This is a genomic window from Streptomyces sp. NPDC002446 (genome assembly GCF_053595675.1).
In genome coordinates this window covers 23899-40366 of the sequence record NZ_JBSFYC010000046.1, presented here as the reverse complement: position 1 = coordinate 40366, position 16468 = coordinate 23899, and the positions used below count along the sequence as shown (strand labels likewise).

13 protein-coding genes are annotated in these 16468 nt (G+C 71.5%); 10 read left to right on the top strand and 3 right to left on the bottom strand.

The genetic code is table 11. From position 1 onward, the window contains the following. Positions 1-6: 6 nt before the first annotated feature. Positions 7-3003, top strand: coding sequence for an excinuclease ABC subunit UvrA (gene uvrA / locus ACWD6P_RS24295; protein ID WP_451446259.1), 2997 nt, complete (start codon positions 7-9; stop codon positions 3001-3003). Positions 3004-3075: 72 nt separating this feature from the next. On the opposite strand, the gene ACWD6P_RS24290 is transcribed toward uvrA, so the two are convergent. Together ACWD6P_RS24290 and ACWD6P_RS24285 are read right to left on the bottom strand one after the other, a co-directional pair. Then, a complete protein-coding gene (locus ACWD6P_RS24290; protein WP_451446258.1) occupies positions 3076-4077 on the bottom strand; it encodes a carbohydrate kinase family protein in 1002 nt (333 codons plus the stop codon). After that, complete coding sequence (locus tag ACWD6P_RS24285) at positions 4074-5132, bottom strand: LacI family DNA-binding transcriptional regulator (protein WP_451446257.1); 1059 nt, start codon at positions 5130-5132, stop codon at positions 4074-4076. Before ACWD6P_RS24285 ends, ACWD6P_RS24290 begins: the two co-directional genes overlap by 4 nt. Before the next feature lie 310 nt (positions 5133-5442). On the opposite strand from ACWD6P_RS24285, the gene ACWD6P_RS24280 reads away from it, so the two are divergent. After that, the gene (locus ACWD6P_RS24280) at positions 5443-5856 is read left to right on the top strand and encodes a Rieske (2Fe-2S) protein (RefSeq protein WP_451446256.1); all 414 of its coding nucleotides are present in this window, start codon (positions 5443-5445) and stop codon (positions 5854-5856) included. 51 nt (positions 5857-5907) lie between these two features. Here the strand turns inward: ACWD6P_RS24280 and ACWD6P_RS24275 are convergent, their stop codons facing one another. Continuing rightward, positions 5908-6867, bottom strand: a complete 960-nt coding sequence (locus ACWD6P_RS24275) for a hypothetical protein (protein WP_451446255.1) — start codon at positions 6865-6867, stop codon at positions 5908-5910. Between the two features lie 239 nt (positions 6868-7106). Between ACWD6P_RS24275 and ACWD6P_RS24270 the strand changes: the two genes are divergently transcribed. The 8 genes from ACWD6P_RS24270 to ACWD6P_RS24235 all read left to right on the top strand — a co-directional run bounded on the left by ACWD6P_RS24270 (position 7107) and on the right by ACWD6P_RS24235 (position 16462). After that, positions 7107-7769 carry a papain-like cysteine protease family protein gene (locus tag ACWD6P_RS24270; protein ID WP_451446254.1) on the top strand — a complete coding sequence of 221 codons (663 nt, stop codon included), beginning with the start codon at positions 7107-7109 and terminating at the stop codon, positions 7767-7769. A 4-nt stretch (positions 7770-7773) separates the two neighbouring features. Further along, a complete protein-coding gene (locus tag ACWD6P_RS24265; protein WP_451446253.1) occupies positions 7774-8661 on the top strand; it encodes a hypothetical protein in 888 nt (295 codons plus the stop codon). Positions 8662-8794: 133 nt separating this feature from the next. Further along, positions 8795-10897 (top strand): excinuclease ABC subunit UvrC, encoded by a 2103-nt coding sequence (uvrC, locus tag ACWD6P_RS24260; protein ID WP_451446252.1) that lies wholly within the window; start codon positions 8795-8797, stop codon positions 10895-10897. Next, the gene (gene rapZ, locus ACWD6P_RS24255) at positions 10894-11847 is read left to right on the top strand and encodes an RNase adapter RapZ (protein ID WP_451446251.1); all 954 of its coding nucleotides are present in this window, start codon (positions 10894-10896) and stop codon (positions 11845-11847) included. Before uvrC ends, rapZ begins: the two co-directional genes overlap by 4 nt. Continuing rightward, positions 11844-12905, top strand: a complete 1062-nt coding sequence (locus ACWD6P_RS24250) for a gluconeogenesis factor YvcK family protein (RefSeq protein ID WP_451446250.1) — start codon at positions 11844-11846, stop codon at positions 12903-12905. Before rapZ ends, ACWD6P_RS24250 begins: the two co-directional genes overlap by 4 nt. Continuing rightward, complete coding sequence (gene whiA / locus ACWD6P_RS24245) at positions 12896-13885, top strand: DNA-binding protein WhiA (protein ID WP_018091880.1); 990 nt, start codon at positions 12896-12898, stop codon at positions 13883-13885. The genes ACWD6P_RS24250 and whiA overlap by 10 nt, the downstream gene beginning before the upstream one ends. Positions 13886-14139: 254 nt before the next feature. Further along, entirely contained in the window at positions 14140-15144 is a 1005-nt protein-coding gene (gene gap / locus ACWD6P_RS24240) for a type I glyceraldehyde-3-phosphate dehydrogenase (protein WP_451446249.1), read from the top strand. Between the two features lie 115 nt (positions 15145-15259). Next, on the top strand, positions 15260-16462 hold the full coding sequence (locus tag ACWD6P_RS24235; RefSeq protein WP_451446248.1) for a phosphoglycerate kinase: 1203 nt from the start codon (positions 15260-15262) through the stop codon (positions 16460-16462). The last annotated feature ends 6 nt before the right edge of the window (positions 16463-16468 follow it).

The window sequence follows — 16468 nt, the reverse complement described above, 5'->3', positions numbered from 1 at the left end:
ACCGGCGTGGCCGACCGTCTCATCGTCCGTGGCGCTCGCGAGCACAACCTCAAGAACGTCTCGCTCGACCTCCCCCGCGACTCCCTCATCGTCTTCACGGGGCTCTCCGGTTCGGGCAAGTCCTCGCTCGCCTTCGACACGATCTTCGCCGAGGGGCAGCGGCGCTATGTCGAGTCGCTCTCCTCCTACGCCCGGCAGTTCCTCGGGCAGATGGACAAGCCCGATGTGGACTTCATCGAGGGCCTGTCCCCCGCGGTGTCGATCGACCAGAAGTCGACCTCGCGCAACCCGCGCTCGACGGTCGGCACGATCACCGAGGTCTACGACTACCTCCGCCTGCTCTTCGCCCGTATCGGCAAGCCGCACTGCCCCGAGTGCGGGCGCCCGATCGCCCGGCAGTCGCCGCAGGCCATCGTCGACAAGGTGCTGGAGCTGCCCGAGGGCAGCCGCTTCCAGGTGCTCTCCCCCCTGGTGCGCGAGCGCAAGGGCGAGTTCGTCGATCTCTTCTCCGACCTCCAGACCAAGGGCTACAGCCGGGCGCGGGTCGACGGGGAGACGATCCAGCTCTCCGAGCCGCCGAAGCTGAAGAAGCAGGAGAAGCACACCATCGAGGTGGTCGTCGACCGCCTCACGGTCAAGGAGAGCGCCAAGCGGCGGCTGACCGACTCCGTCGAGACCGCCCTCGGGCTCTCCGGCGGCATGGTCATCCTCGACTTCGTCGATCTGGAGCCGGACGACCCGCAGCGCGAGCGGATGTATTCGGAGCATCTGTACTGCGCCTATGACGATCTGTCCTTCGAGGAGCTGGAGCCCCGCTCCTTCTCCTTCAACTCGCCCTTCGGCGCCTGCCCGGACTGCACCGGTATCGGTACGCGCATGGAGGTCGACCCGGAGCTGATCGTCCCCGACGAGGACCGCTCCCTCGACGAGGGCGCCATCCACCCCTGGTCCGGCGGGCACACCAAGGAGTACTTCGGCCGCCTGGTCGGTGCGCTGGCCGATGCCCTGGGATTCCGTACGGACATCCCCTGGGCCGGGCTTCCCGCCCGCGCCAAGAAGGCCCTGCTGCACGGCCACAAGACCCAGATCGAGGTGCGCTACCGCAATCGGTACGGCCGCCAGCGGGCCTACACGACCCCCTTCGAGGGCGCCGTGCCGTTCGTCAAGCGGCGGCACTCCGAGGCGGAGAGCGACACCAGCCGCGAGCGCTTCGAGGGCTATATGCGCGAGGTGCCCTGCCCGACCTGTGAGGGGACGCGGCTCAAGCCGATCGTGCTCGCCGTCACGGTCCAGGAGAAGTCGATCGCCGAGGTCGCGGCCATGTCGATCAGCGACTGCGCCGACTTCCTGCGGGACATGAAGCTCGACGCCCGCCAGAAGAAGATCGCCGAGCGGGTCCTCAAGGAGGTCAACGAACGGCTGAAGTTCCTGGTGGACGTCGGCCTGGACTACCTCTCGCTGAACCGCGCGGCCGGCACCCTCTCCGGCGGTGAGGCCCAGCGCATCCGCCTCGCCACCCAGATCGGCTCCGGTCTGGTGGGCGTGCTCTACGTCCTGGACGAGCCGTCGATCGGTCTGCACCAGCGGGACAACCACCGGCTGATCGAAACCCTGGTGCGGCTGCGCGACATGGGCAACACCCTGATCGTCGTCGAGCACGACGAGGACACCATCAAGGTCGCCGACTGGGTCGTGGACATCGGCCCGGGCGCCGGTGAGCACGGCGGCAAGGTCGTGCACAGCGGCCCGATGAAGCAGCTGCTGGCCAACAAGGAGTCGATCACCGGTCAGTATCTGTCCGGCAAGAAGGCCATCGCGACACCGGACGTCCGCCGTCCCGCCGACCCCTCGCGGCAGCTGACGGTCCACGGCGCGAAGGAGAACAACCTCCGCGACATCGACGTCTCGTTCCCGCTCGGGGTGTTCTCCGCCGTCACCGGTGTGTCCGGCTCCGGCAAGTCGACGCTGGTCAACGACATCCTCTACACCCACCTCGCGCGCGAGCTGAACGGCGCGCGGTCGGTCCCGGGACGGCACACCCGGGTCGCCGGCGACGACCTGGTGGACAAGGTCGTCCATGTCGACCAGTCGCCGATCGGCCGCACCCCGCGCTCGAACCCGGCCACCTACACCGGTGTCTTCGATCATGTCCGCAAGCTCTTCGCGGAGACGATGGAGGCCAAGGTCCGCGGCTATCTGCCGGGACGCTTCTCCTTCAACGTCAAGGGCGGCCGCTGCGAGAACTGCTCCGGCGACGGCACGATCAAGATCGAGATGAACTTCCTGCCGGATGTGTATGTGCCGTGCGAGGTCTGCCACGGCGCCCGCTACAACCGCGAGACGCTGGAGGTCCACTACAAGGGCAAGTCCATCGCCGAGGTGCTGGACATGCCCATCGAGGAGGCGCTGAGCTTCTTCGAGGCGGTGCCGACCATCGCCCGGCATCTCAAGACGCTCAACGAGGTCGGCCTCGGCTACGTACGGCTCGGTCAGTCCGCGCCGACGCTCTCCGGTGGAGAGGCCCAGCGCGTCAAGCTGGCCAGCGAGCTCCAGAAGCGCTCGACGGGCAGCACGGTCTACGTCCTCGACGAGCCGACCACCGGTCTGCACTTCGATGACATCAGCAAGCTGATCAATGTGCTGGCCGGGCTGGTCGACAAGGGCAACACGGTGATCGTCATCGAGCACAACCTCGATGTGATCAAGACGGCGGACTGGGTCATCGACATGGGCCCCGAGGGCGGCAACGGCGGCGGACTGGTCGTCGCCGAAGGCACCCCGGAGGAGATCGCGTCGATCCCGGCCAGCCACACCGGCAAGTTCCTCCGGGAGATCCTCGGCGACCGTGTGAGCGATGCCGCGACGACGGTGGCGGGCTCGGCGAAGAACCCCGGCCCGGCGAAGAACTCCGCGTCGGCGAAGAAGCCGGCCGCCAAGAAGGCCGCGGCGAAGAAGACCGCGGCCAAGAAGACGACGACGCGGGCCCGGCGGGCGACTTCCTGACCCCGTCAGGGCGTAGGGGAGGGGCGCAGCCCGGCTGTGCCCCTCCTCGTCCGCTCCGGGCCCCGCGGCGTCCTACGCCACCAGCTCCGCCGCGAACGGGGGTTCCGCCCCCGCCCGGGAGCAGGTGATCGCGGCCGCCCTGGCGGCGAAGCGGAGAATGTCCCGCCAGGCGTCGTCGCTCAGGGCGGCGACTGCGGCGTACGACAGGGCGCCATGGACGTCGAGGCGGTGCAGCAGGGCGGCGTTGACCGTATCGCCGGCGCCGATGGTGTCGACGACGGCGACCCGCTCGCCGGGGACGGTGACTTCCTCGCCGCCCCGGACCAGCGCCGTCAGCCCGTCCCCGCCCCGGGTGAGCACGATCGCGGCGGGTCCTGCGGCCAGCCATTCACGGGCCGCCGCCGTGACCGCCGCCCAGCTCCCGTCCGTACCGCCGCCCAGGCCGTCCGTGGTGCCGGGGCCGCCCGCCGCCCCGTGCCCCGCCAGCCACAGCGCGTCCTCCACCGACAGCTTCAGCAGCGCGAGATCCGGGAGCCAGGAGCGGAAGCGGGCCCGGTAGGCGTCCGGGTCGGGGATCAGCCCGGGCCGGATGTTGGGGTCGAGCGCGGTGAAGACCCCCCGCCGCGCCTCCCGGCGCAGCAGCGACTCATATGCGCTCGCGCCCGGTTCCAGGACCAGCGAGCAGGTGCCCAGCGAGAGCGCGCGGACCGCGCCGGGCAGCGCCGGCGGCAGGGTGAAGAGCCGGTCGGCGGTGCCGTCGGCGTAGAACCCGTAGCCCGCCGAGCCGTCCGGGCTGATGTCCGCCACGGCGAGGGTGGTCGGCTCCGTGCCGCGCTGCACCAGCGAGGTGTCCGCCCCGGCGCTGCGCAGCCCGTGCAGCAGCGCCTCGCCGAAGGTGTCGGTGGAGACCCGGGAGCAGAACGCGGTGGGCGAGCCCAGCCGCCCCAGCGCGACCGCGGTGTTGTACGGCCCGCCGCCGCGCCGCGGCAGCAGCGTCGGCAACTGGCCGTCCAGGGAGGGCTCCTGCTGGCTGGGGACGAGGTCGATCAGGGCCTCTCCGGCGACGACGATCACGGGGTGTGGTTCCTTTCCTGGGCGACCGGGGGTGCGGCCGGGGGAGCGGCCGTGGCGGGTTCGGCGCAGCCGCACGAGGTGCGGTGCACAAAGGCGCAGGGGAGGCGGAGCGTGCGCGGCGGGCGGTCCGGCTGCTCCAGGCGCTCCAGCAGCAGCCGGACCGCCGCGGCCCCGATCTCCTTGCTGGGCTGGGCGATCGCGGTCAGCCGGGGCGTGAAGAGGTCCGCCCAGGAGAAGTCGTCGAAGCAGGCCAGCGCGATGTCCCGGGGGACCTCCAGGCCCAGCTCGCCGAGCGCCCGCAGCGCGCCGATGGTCATCGCGTTGTTGGCGGTGACGATCGCGGTGGGCGGTTGCGGAGCGGCGAGCAGCCGGCGGGTGGCGTCGTGGGCGCCCTCCGCCTCGGAACTGCCGCCGGCGAGCAGCTCGGGCGCGAAGGGCAGGCCGCGGGCGCGCAGCCCCTCGCGGTAGCCCTGGACCCGCTCGGTCGTCGTACTCAGCCCGGGCAGCCCGGCCACCAGACCGATACGGGTGTGCCCCAAGTCAGCCAGGTGCTCGACCAGTTGGCGCACCGGACCGGTGCTCTCCGCGCACACCTGGTCGTGCTCGTCGCCGACCAGCCGGTCCAGGAAGACGGTGGGTACCTCGCGACGCGCCAGATAGCCGACCATCTCCGCGGGCTCGGCGGACGGCGCGACGATCATGCCGTCCACCCGCCGCTCGTGCAGCAGCTGGACGACCTTGCGCTCATGGAGCGGATCGTCGTGCGGATCGGCGATCAGCAGGCTGTAGCCGGCCTCCAGCGCGCCGGCCTCCACGCCCTGGAGGATCTCGGTGAAGTACGGGTTGCTGATCGCGGAGACCGCGAGGCCGATCGAGCGGGTGCGGGAGGTCACCAGCGAGCGGGCCAGGGTGTTGTGGGTGTAGCCGAGCTCCTCGATGGCGCCGAGCACCGCGGCCCGGGTATCCGGGCGCACCGGCCGGGTCTCGTTCAGCACATGCGAGACCGTGGCGACGGAGACCCCCGCCCGCCGCGCCACATCCACCATCGTCGTCATCCGGCTCTTCCTCCCCGCGCGGGCACCACGGTGGCGCCCCAGGGCCGCGCCCGGCACGGCCCGACCCCGCGAAGCCACATTACGAGCTTCGACCCGCAAGCGTAAACGCTTACGCAAGCGTTTACCCGCAGCCTGCCTCCCGGGCGCCGCGGACGCGGCCGGCCGGTCGCCCGCTCGCCGTCCCGGCCCGCCGCTCCGGGCGGGCGCCGGCCGCGGGTCCACCTCGCCCCGCACCGGTGGACCGCCGCCCCGGCGGGCGCACCGCCCCGGTATCGTCGGGGCCGAACGCCCACTGACCAGGAGCTGCGAGATGAGTGCCACCCCCGACCGCCGGACCGTGCTGCGTGGGGCCGCGCTCGCGGGTGCCGCGTGCTTCGGCGCCGCCGCCTGCTCCTCCGGAGGGCAGGAGCGCAGCACCCGGCCGGCTTCGGACGCGCCCGTCGAGCTGGGCCCGGCCTCGGAGATCCCGGTCGGCGGCGCCAAGCTCTACGAGAAGCAGCGACTGCTGGTCGCGCAGCCCACCAAGGGCGAGTTCACGTGCTTCAGCACGGTGTGCACACACATGGGCGCGGTCCTGAACAAGATCGAGAAGGGGCAGGGCGTCTGCCCGCTGCACGGCAGCCGCTTCATGGCGGCCACCGGCCAGGTGGCCCAGGGGCCGGCGACCCGCCCCCTGGAGGAGGTCCCGGTCAAGGTGAAGGGCGGCAAGCTGATCGCGGGCTGACCCGCGCACGCAGCCCGCCGCCCCGCCCCCCGGGTCCGCCCGATGCCGCCCTTATCCCCAATCCCAGCCGATGCCCAGTATTCCGGGCCGTACCCCCTGCTCCACGAGGTGTACGGCGTGGTGCCGGCCGCTGAGCGTCAGCTCCTGCTGGGCGCTGCGCGGGGCGCTCGCCGTGGCCTGGCTGAAGCGGCGGCAGCGCACCGGCAGCGCCGCCTCGTCGAAGCGCACCTGAAGGACGTACTGCCCGCCGGCGAAGCTGAAGCCGCGCACGTACTCGGCGCTCGGGCCGCCGCTGCCGTCCTCGAAGGCGTAGGCGAAGACATGGGTGTCGCCGGCCCGCAGCCGGGTGTCGAAGAGCAGCTCGGCGACGACCACCCCGGCCTCGGCGTCCCCCCGCACCCGGCCCAGCCGGCAGTTCTCCCCGGCTTGCACCCGCACCCGGGACGGGTCGCAGCCCGACTCGCCCCGATGAATGGCGATATAGCGGTCCACACCGTCCCGGTGCGCGCGGACCACCTGCAGCGACTCCCGCTCGATGAGCTGGCGTTCGGGCCCGATGCGGACCCGTTCGTGGTGGCCGACGGTGTGCAGCCCGCCGTCCGCGGGGGTCTCCAGCTCGGCGAACAGCCGCTGCAGTGCGTCGGCGGGCACCACCAGGGAGCGGTACGAGCGGGCGGCCGGCCGCTCGGCCTCCGGGCGGGCGCCGCCGGCGGGGACCAGCAGCCGGTGCAGCGACTGCGCGGGCAGGTCCAGGACCTCCTCCAGGGCGCGCACCGCCCGCAGCGATTCGGGGCGCTGCGGCCGCCGGGCGCCCTGCTGCCAGTAGCTCAGGCTGGTCACCCCGATGGTGATGCCGCGCTGGGCGAGCTTGTGCTGGACGCGGGTCAGGGCGAGACCCCGGGCGGTGAGCGCGGAGCGCAGAGCGAGGTGGAACGGGCCGGTCCGCAGCAGCTGTGCCAGCTCGGCGGACTGGGGGGTGCTCGGAGTCACCTGGGGAGCGTTCTGTGCCATTGCCTCAATCCTCCGGCGCGCGGGTGAACGTTCACAACCGGATCGCACGCCTCGTGCTCTGCATGCCTGTTCACTGCAGTACGCCGGGCACCGGTCGTTCACATCCGGGCCCGTCCGTCCACACCCCCATGTCATCTCGCATTGAAGCGTGTTGACCTGCCTGCGACAACACCTGATGCTCCTTCGCAAGCATCCGGATGCGCTCCTCTCCCCCTCACCCCCCAGTCGGGAGGAACGCCATGACCCGTGCACCTCGTGCACGCCGTGCACACCGCAGATGGCTGTCGGCAGCGGTGGTCACGGCCGCCGTACTGACCGTGCTCCCCGGGACGGCCGCCTCCGCGGCCGCGCCCCCCACGCCCCGGGCGCACGCCGTCACCGCGGCGGACAGCGCCGGCTCGGCGCGGGCCGTCGCGCCACGCGCCGCCAACCGCCTCAACATCTCCATGCAGGCCCAGGAGCAGTCCAACTGGTGCTGGGCCGCATCCGGCAACACCATCGCGGCCTGGTTCGGCAGGAACTACAGTCAGAACCAGTTCTGCAACGCCGCGTTCAACCGCCAGCAGGGCACCAGCTGCCCCAACAACCAGGCGACCCTCGGCCATGTGCAGAACGCGTTTGACTGGATGGGCATCAACTCCGGCTCCTATGTGTCCGGTTGGCTCCGCTACAGCACCGTCCAGAGCGAGATCAACGCCAACCGGCCGATAGAGACCCGCATCCAGTGGTCCTCCGGTGGCGGCCATATGCACGTCGTCTACGGCTACGACACCGACCGCAACTGGGTCTACTGGGGCGACCCCTGGCGCACCAACGACCGCTACAACTGGGGCGACTTCGACTACTACGTGGACGGCAACTCCTTCTCCTGGACGCACTCCCTCTACCGGATAGGAGCCTGAGGCCATGACGAAGCGCACCGTCGTCCGCGCCGTCGCCACCGGCGCCCTCGCCCTCGCCGCGACCGGCCTCGCCCCGCACACCGCGCTTGCCGCGTCCGTGCCCGAACCCCAGGCGCCGGGCCGGGCGAGCGTCGCCGCCGCCCGCCAGGAGGCCACCGCCCCCGCGACCCTTAAGACCCTCGCCCGCTTCTTCGCCGCCGACGGGAAGCGCGGCGGCCGGGCGGCCGCCCCCGGTGGCGCGCAGAGTGCCCCGCACATCGAGGGCGGCACCGTGCCGGTCTACGTCCTGTCACCGGACTTCGTCCGCGGCAAGGCCAAGGCCCCCGTTGCGCGCCTGGAGTTCCTCGCCAGCAAGGCCGTCGCCGGCGACGGCCGCACGGCCTCCGTATGGACCGTGCGCCGGGACGGCGCCTGGAAGGTCGTCAACATCGCCAGCGGCGACGACGAGACCCGCTACACCGCGGCCGGGGCCGCCAGGGACGCCGCCGGCACCGTCTTCCACGAGCCGCAGATCGACGCCTGGTACCTGCAGCGCGGCGACCGCATCGAGCCGCTGGACGCGGACGCCCGCAAGGCCGTCGGCGCGTCCGGCACCACCGTCGCGGCCTACCGGGAGCGGGTGGCGAAGGCGTACGGGGACAAGCTCCCGGGCTCCGCGTACGACAAGCGGGGCGAGGCCGGGGGCTACGGCGAGGCCGCCCCGGCCGCCGGGGAGCCCGCGGCCCGCAGGCCCGTGGCCGAGGAGGCCGCTGCCCAGCGGCCCGCCGAGGCGGCCGCGCTCGCGGACGACGGTCTGCCGGTGACCGCCGCGACGACCGTGGCGGCCGTCGCCGCCGCGCTCGCCCTGGGACTGTCCGCCACGGCGGCGGTGCGCAGGCGGCGCAGCGACTGACCTTCCCCGGAGGCCCGGCGCCGCCTCCCACGTCGGTCTCCGCCCCCTCCCCTCGCCGGGGAGGGGGCGGAGAAGCGATGTGGGAGCGGTCCGGAAACCGTGATTGTCGGTGGCGGTCAGTAGGGTGGTGTGCATGGCAGACCCCAGCAGCTACCGACCCAAGCCGGGACAGATCCCCGACTCGCCGGGGGTCTATAAGTTCCGCGACGAACACGGCCGCGTCATCTACGTGGGCAAGGCCAAGAGCCTGCGCCAGCGCCTGGCCAGCTACTTCCAGGACCTGGCCGGCCTCCATCCGCGTACGCGCACGATGGTCACCACCGCCGCCTCCGTGGAGTGGACCGTCGTCACCACCGAGGTCGAGGCGCTCCAGCTCGAATACAGCTGGATCAAGGAGTTCGACCCCCGCTTCAACGTCAAGTACCGCGACGACAAGAGCTATCCGTATCTCGCGGTGACCCTCAACGAGGAGTTCCCCCGCGTCCAGGTCATGCGCGGCGCCAAGAAGAAGGGCGTGCGCTACTTCGGCCCGTACGGCCATGCCTGGGCCATCCGCGAGACCGTCGACCTGATGCTGCGCGTCTTCCCGGTGCGTACGTGCTCCGCCGGTGTGTTCAAGCGCTCCGCCCAGATCGGCCGCCCCTGCCTGCTCGGCTACATCGGCAAGTGCTCCGCCCCCTGCGTCGGCCGGATCTCCGCCGAGGAGCACCGCGAACTCGCCGACGAGTTCTGCGACTTCATGGCGGGCCGTACGGGCGCCTACATCCGGCGCCTGGAGCGGCGGATGCAGGACGCCGCCGAGGAGATGGAGTACGAGCGCGCGGCCCGGCTGCGGGACGACATAGGCGCCCTCAAGCGGGCCATGGAGAAGAGCGCCGTGGTGCTCGCCGACGCCACCGACGCCGATCTGATCGCCCTCGCGGAGGACGAGCTGGAGGCCGCCGTCCAGATCTTCCACGTCCGCGGCGGACGGGTGCGCGGCCAGCGGGGCTGGGTCACCGACAAGGTCGAGGCCGTCACCACCGGTGACCTCGTCGAGCACGCCCTCCAGCAGCTGTACGGCGACGAGCAGGGCGACGCCGTCCCCAAGGAGGTCCTGGTCCCGGCGCTCCCCGAGCCCGTCGAGCCGGTGGCGCAGTGGCTCTCCCAGCGCCGCGGGTCCCAGGTCTCGCTGCGCATCCCGCAGCGCGGCGACAAGAAGGACCTGATGGCCACGGTCGGCCGCAACGCCCAGCAGGCCCTGGCCCTGCACAAGACCAAGCGCGCCTCCGACCTGACCACCCGCTCCCGGGCGCTGGAGGAGATCGCCGAGGCGCTCGGCCTGGATTCGGTGCCGCTGCGCATCGAGTGCTTCGACATCTCCCACCTCCAGGGCGAGGACGTCGTCGCCTCGATGGTGGTCTTTGAGGACGGTCTCGCCCGGAAGAGCGAGTACCGCCGCTTCCAGATCAAGGGCCGGGTCGGCGACACACAGGTCTGGCACGGCCAGGGCCAGGACGATGTCCGGTCCATGCACGAGGTCATCGGCCGCCGCTTCAGGCGCTACCTCCAGGAGAAGCAGAAGTCGGGGGAGTGGACGGAGGAGCCGGACGGCGACGCCCTGGTGGACGCCGCTTCCCCGGTGGACGCCGACGGCTTTGCGGAGCCGGACCGCGCCGCCGGCGGCCCCGTCGACGACGACGGCCGCCCCAAGCGGTTCGCCTACCCTCCCCAGCTGGTGGTCGTCGACGGCGGCGCCCCGCAGGTCGCGGCCGCCCGCCGGGCGCTGGACGAGCTCGGCATCGACGATGTCGCCGTCTGCGGCCTGGCCAAGCGCCTCGAAGAGGTCTGGCTGCCCGAGGACGAGGACCCGGTCGTGCTGCCGCGCAGCAGCGAGGGCCTCTACCTCCTCCAGCGCGTCCGCGACGAGGCACACCGCTTCGCCATCACCTACCAGCGCAGCAAGCGCACCAAGCGGCTGAAGGCCTCGCCGCTCGACGCCGTCGCAGGCCTGGGCGACACCCGCCGGCAGGCACTCCTCAAGCACTTCGGTTCGCTGAAGAAGCTGCGGGCCGCGACGATCGACGAGATCTGCGAGGTTCCGGGTGTCGGCCGCAAGACAGCGGAGACGGTCGCCGCGGCGCTGGCCGCGGCGGCACCGTCCGCTCCTGCGGTGAACACCGCCACAGGAGAGATCATTGAGGATGACGGGGCCCCACCGGCCGCGTTGTCGGCAGAACGGGGGCAGGAACGATGAGCACTCCGCACGAAGAGCAGGAAACCGAGAGAGACGGTGCACAGGTGAGTACGGGACCGATTGGCGAGTCCGACCAGGGAGAGAGCGCCGCGATCCCCGAGCTGGTGATCATCTCCGGTATGTCCGGGGCCGGCCGCAGCACGGCCGCGAAGTGCCTGGAGGACCTCGGCTGGTTCGTCGTCGACAACATTCCGCCCGAGCTGATCGCGCCGATGGTCGAGCTCGGCGCCCGCTCGCAGGGCAACGTCGCCCGGATCGCGGTCGTCGTCGACGTCCGCGGCCGCCGCTTCTTCGCCAACCTCAAGGAGTCGCTGGCCACCCTCGACGCGCAGAACGTCAAGCGCCGCATCGTCTTCCTGGAGTCCTCCGACGAGGCGCTGGTGCGCCGCTTCGAGTCGGTGCGCCGTCCGCACCCGCTCCAGGGCGACGGCCGCATCGTCGACGGCATCGCCGCCGAGCGCGATCTGCTGCGCGAGCTGCGCGGCGACGCCGACCTGGTCATCGACACCTCCAGCCTCAACGTCCATGAGCTGCGCGCCAAGATGGACGCCCAGTTCGCCGGCGAGGAGGTCCCCGAGCTGCGCGCCACGGTCATGTCCTTCGGCTTCAAGTACGGCCTGCCGGTCGACGCCGACATGGTCATCGACTGCCGCTTCATCCCCAACCCGCACTGGGTCCCCGAGCTGCGCCCCTTCACCGGCCTGAACGACGAGGTCTCCGACTACGTCTTCGGCCAGCCCGGCTCCAAGGAGTTCCTGGACGGCTACGCCGAGCTGCTGCGGATCGTCGCCGAGGGCTACCGCCGCGAAGGCAAGCGCTATGTGACCATCGCCGTGGGCTGTACGGGCGGCAAGCACCGCAGCGTCGCGATGTCCGAGAAGCTGGCCCGCCGCCTGGTCTCCGAAGGGGTGGAAACCGTCGTCGTCCACCGGGACATGGGGCGCGAGTGAGCGGGCGCACACCACGGCTCCGCCGGGTCCGCAGATTCGTCCCCAGCGTCCGTACGACCAAGGGCGCCACCCCCAAGGTGGTGGCGCTCGGCGGCGGCATGGGCCTGTCCGCCTCGCTGGCCGCGCTGCGCCGCATCACCGGGGATCTGACGGCCGTGGTCACGGTCGCCGACGACGGCGGATCCAGCGGGCGGCTCCGCGACGAGCTGGGCGTGCTGCCGCCCGGCGACCTGCGCAAGGCGCTGGCCGCGCTGTGCGGGGACGACGACTGGGGCCAGACCTGGGCCCGGGTCATCCAGCACCGCTTCCAGAGCGAGGGCGAGCTGCACGACCACGCCGTCGGCAATCTGCTGATCGTCGCGCTGTGGGAGCAGCTCGGCGACCATGTCCAGGCGCTCGACCTGGTCGGCAGGCTGCTCGGCGCCCATGGCCGGGTGCTGCCCATGTCGGCGGTGCCCCTGGAGCTCCAGGCCCAGGTCAGGGGGCACGACCCGGCCCGCCCGGGCGAGGTCTCCACGGTCCGCGGCCAGGCCACCGTCGCGCTCACCCGCGGCGAGGTGCAGTCCGTCCATGTGGTCCCCGAGGACCCGCCGGCCGTCCCCGAGGCGGTCGCCGCGGTGCGCGACGCCGACTGGGTGGTGCTCGGCCCCGGCTCGTGGTTCTCCTCGGTGATCCCCCATCTGCTGGTGCCGGAGCTGCGCGCGGCGCTGGAGGAGACCAAGGCCCGGAAGGTCCTCTCACTCAACCTCGCGCCGCAACCGGGCGAAACCGATGGCTTCTCCCCGCAGCGTCATTTGGAGGTTTTGGCCCGACACGCCCCTAAACTCGCCTTCGACGTGGTGCTGGCCGACAGGGCCGCCGTGCCCGACATCGAAGGTCTGACGGTTGCCGCCAAGCAGCTCGTCGGCAGCGAGGTCGAGCTGGCGGCGGTCGCGGCACAAGGAGACGACGCCCGGTCGCACGCCGGGGGAGCCCCCGACCGGCACGACCCGGAGCTGCTGGCAGCCGCGTACGACCGTATTTTTCGGATGCATGGAAGGATCGGCCCATGGCGATGACGGCTGCGGTGAAGGATGAGATCTCCCGGCTCCCCGTCACCCGGACCTGCTGCCGGAAGTCGGAGGTCTCGTCGATCCTGCGCTTCGCGGGGGGACTGCACCTGGTCAGCGGGCGCATTGTGATCGAGGCGGAGCTGGACACGGGCATCGCCGCCCGGCGGCTGCGCAAGGACATCCTGGAGATCTTCGGGCACAGCTCCGACCTGGTGGTGATGGCCCCCGGCGGCCTGCGGCGCGGCAGCCGCTACGTCGTCAGGGTGGTGGCCGGCGGCGATCAGCTGGCCCGCCAGACCGGCCTGGTCGACGGCCGCGGCCGCCCCATCCGCGGGCTGCCTCCGCAGGTGGTCTCCGGCGCGACCTGCGATGCGGAGGCGGCGTGGCGCGGTGCCTTCCTCGCCCATGGCTCGCTCACCGAACCCGGCCGCTCCTCCTCCCTGGAGGTCACCTGCCCCGGCCCCGAGGCGGCGCTCGCGCTGGTCGGCGCCGCCCGCCGGCTCGGGATCGGCGCCAAGGCCCGCGAGGTGCGCGGTGTGGACCGCGTCGTCGTCCGTGACGGTGACGCGATCGGCGCCCTGCTGACGCGGCTCGGCGCGCATGAGTCGGTGCTCGCGTGGGAGGAGCGGCGGATGCGCCGCGAGGTCCGCGCCACCGCCAACCGCCTCGCCAACTTCGACGACGCCAACCTCCGCCGCTCGGCGCGCGCCGCGGTCGCCGCGGGCGCGCGGGTCCAGCGCGCCCTGGAGATCCTCGGCGAGGAGGTCCCCGAGCACTTGGCGGCGGCCGGCCGGCTGCGCATGGAGCACAAGCAGGCCTCGTTGGAGGAGCTGGGCGCCCTCGCCGACCCGCCGTTGACGAAGGACGCCGTCGCCGGCCGGATCCGGCGCCTCCTGGCGATGGCCGACAAGCGCGCCCAGGACCTCGGCATCCCGGGCACCGAGTCCAACCTCACCGAGGAACTCGCCGAGGGCATGGTCGGCTGAAGCGGAGCCGGTCCTTCTCCGTACGCGCCCCTGGCGCCCGCAACGGGTGCCGGGGGCGCCGGTGTGTGCGGACGCGGTGAGGGGTCTCGTACGAACAGGCGTCAGAGGGGCCGAAGGGCGCTCACTTGAGCATCTTTCGTGGCCGATGTCAATGTCACGTACGTCTCGTGCAGGGGGTAGGGTCGGAGGCGGTCGGGGACATCCCATACAGCTCGGCGGTGCATATACCGCCGTACCAACGAGGAGATCGGTTCGTGACGATCCGCGTAGGCATCAACGGATTCGGCCGCATTGGTCGTAACTACTTCCGCGCGCTCCTGGAGCAGGGTGCGGACATCGAGATCGTCGGTGTCAACGACCTGACCGACAACGCCACCCTGGTCCACCTGCTGAAGTACGACACCATTCTGGGTCGCCTCAAGCAGGACGTCAGCCACACCGACGACACCATCACGGTCGGCAACCAGACCTTCAAGACGATGGCCGAGCGCGACCCGGCGAACCTCCCCTGGGCCGAGCTCGGTGCCGACATCGTCATCGAGTCGACCGGCATCTTCACCAAGAAGGCCGACGCCGAGAAGCACCTCGCGGCCGGCGCCAAGAAGGTCCTGATCTCCGCGCCCGCCAAGGACGAGGACATCACGATCGTGATGGGCGTCAACAACGACAAGTACGACGCGGCCAAGCACCACGTCATCTCCAACGCCTCCTGCACCACCAACTGTGTGGCGCCGATGGCGAAGGTGCTCGACGAGAACTTCGGCATCGTCAAGGGCCTGATGACCACGGTCCACGCCTACACCAACGACCAGCGCATCCTGGACTTCCCGCACAGCGACCTGCGCCGCGCCCGCGCCGCCGCGGAGAACATCATCCCGACCTCGACCGGTGCCGCCAAGGCCACCGCCCTGGTCCTGCCGCAGCTCAAGGGCAAGCTCGACGGCATCGCCATGCGCGTGCCCGTCCCCACCGGCTCGGTCACCGACCTCGTCCTGGAGCTCGACCGCGAGGTCACCAAGGACGAGATCAACACCGCCTTCCAGAAGGCGGCCGAGGGCCAGCTCAAGGGCATTCTCGAGTACACCGAGGACCCGATCGTCTCCTCGGACATCGTGAACTTCCCGGCCTCCTGCACCTTCGACTCGAAGCTGACGATGGCTCAGGGCAAGCAGGTCAAGGTCGTCGGCTGGTACGACAACGAGTGGGGCTACTCCAACCGCCTGGTGGACCTGACCACCTTCGTCGGCGGCCAGCTCTGACCTCTGGCTGACACCCGAGGCACCGAGATGTGAGGACGGGGCTCGTACGGCGCGACGAAGCGTCGTACGGGCCCCGTTCCGTGACCGACCGACCCATGTGATGGAGTCACTCCTCATGAAGACGATCGACGACCTCCAGGTAGCCGGCAAGCGGGTCTTCGTCCGCGCCGACCTGAACGTGCCGCTGGACGGCACCACCATCACCGACGACGGCCGGATCCGCGCCGTCGCCCCGACGATCGCCAAGCTCGCCGAGCGCGGCGCCAAGGTGATCGTCGCCTCCCACCTGGGCCGTCCCAAGGGCGCCCCGGACCCGGCCTTCTCGCTGGCCCCCGCGGCCGCGCGGCTGGGCGAAATCCTCGGTCAGGACGTGGCGTTCGCGACCGACACGGTCGGCGAGTCCGCCCGGTCCGTGGCCGAGGGCCTGGCCGACGGCCAGGTGGCCGTGCTGGAGAACCTCCGCTTCAACGCGGGCGAGACCAGCAAGGACGACGCCGAGCGCGGCGCCTTCGCCGACCAGCTCGCCGCCCTGGCGGACCTGTACGTCGGCGACGGCTTCGGCGCCGTGCACCGCAAGCACGCCTCCGTCTACGACCTGCCCAAGCGCCTTCCGCACGCCGCCGGTGACCTGATCGCCACCGAGGTCGGCGTCCTGAAGAGGCTCACCGAGGACGTCAAGCGCCCGTACGTGGTCGCGCTCGGCGGCGCCAAGGTCTCCGACAAGCTTGCGGTCATCGACCAGCTGGTGGAGAAGGCGGACCGCATCCTGGTCGGCGGCGGCATGGCGTACACCTTCCTCAAGGCCAAGGGCCACGAGGTGGGCATCTCGCTGCTCCAGGAGGACCAGGTCCCGGCCTGCCTGGAGTACCTGGCGCGGGCCGAGAAGCGCGGCGTGGAGTTCGTCCTCCCCGTCGACGTACTGGTTTCGGCCGATTTCCCGGACCTGAAGACCAAGGCCCCGGCCAACCCGGACATCGTCGCCTCGGACGCCATTCCGGCCGACAAGGAGGGCCTGGACATCGGCCCGAAGACCCGCGAGCTCTACGCCGCGAAGCTCGCCGACGCGGGCACCGTCTTCTGGAACGGCCCGATGGGCGTCTTCGAGCACCCCGACTACGCCGGCGGCACCAAGGCCGTCGCGCAGGGCCTGCTCGACTCCGAGGCGTTCACCGTCGTCGGCGGCGGTGACAGTGCCGCCGCGGTCCGTCTGCTGGGCTTCGACGAGAATGCTTTCGGCCATATCTCGACCGGCGGCGGCGCCAGCCTCGAATACCTCGAAGGCAAGACGCTCCCCGGCCTCGCCGCTCTGGAGGACTGAACAATC

Bases quoted from the DNA above. Each gene is read 5' to 3' on its own strand.
- ACWD6P_RS24280 (WP_451446256.1), top strand. From the start codon at position 5,443: ATGAGTGCCACCCCCGACCGCCGGACCGTGCTGCGTGGGGCCGCGCTC.
- uvrC (WP_451446252.1), top strand. From the start codon at position 8,795: ATGGCAGACCCCAGCAGCTACCGACCCAAGCCGGGACAGATCCCCGAC.
- ACWD6P_RS24265 (WP_451446253.1), top strand. From the start codon at position 7,774: ATGACGAAGCGCACCGTCGTCCGCGCCGTCGCCACCGGCGCCCTCGCC.
- ACWD6P_RS24235 (WP_451446248.1), top strand. From the start codon at position 15,260: ATGAAGACGATCGACGACCTCCAGGTAGCCGGCAAGCGGGTCTTCGTC.
- ACWD6P_RS24275 (WP_451446255.1), bottom strand. From the start codon at position 6,867: ATGGCACAGAACGCTCCCCAGGTGACTCCGAGCACCCCCCAGTCCGCC.
- rapZ (WP_451446251.1), top strand. From the start codon at position 10,894: ATGAGCACTCCGCACGAAGAGCAGGAAACCGAGAGAGACGGTGCACAG.
- ACWD6P_RS24285 (WP_451446257.1), bottom strand. From the start codon at position 5,132: ATGACGACGATGGTGGATGTGGCGCGGCGGGCGGGGGTCTCCGTCGCC.
- whiA (WP_018091880.1), top strand. From the start codon at position 12,896: ATGGCGATGACGGCTGCGGTGAAGGATGAGATCTCCCGGCTCCCCGTC.
- ACWD6P_RS24270 (WP_451446254.1), top strand. From the start codon at position 7,107: ATGACCCGTGCACCTCGTGCACGCCGTGCACACCGCAGATGGCTGTCG.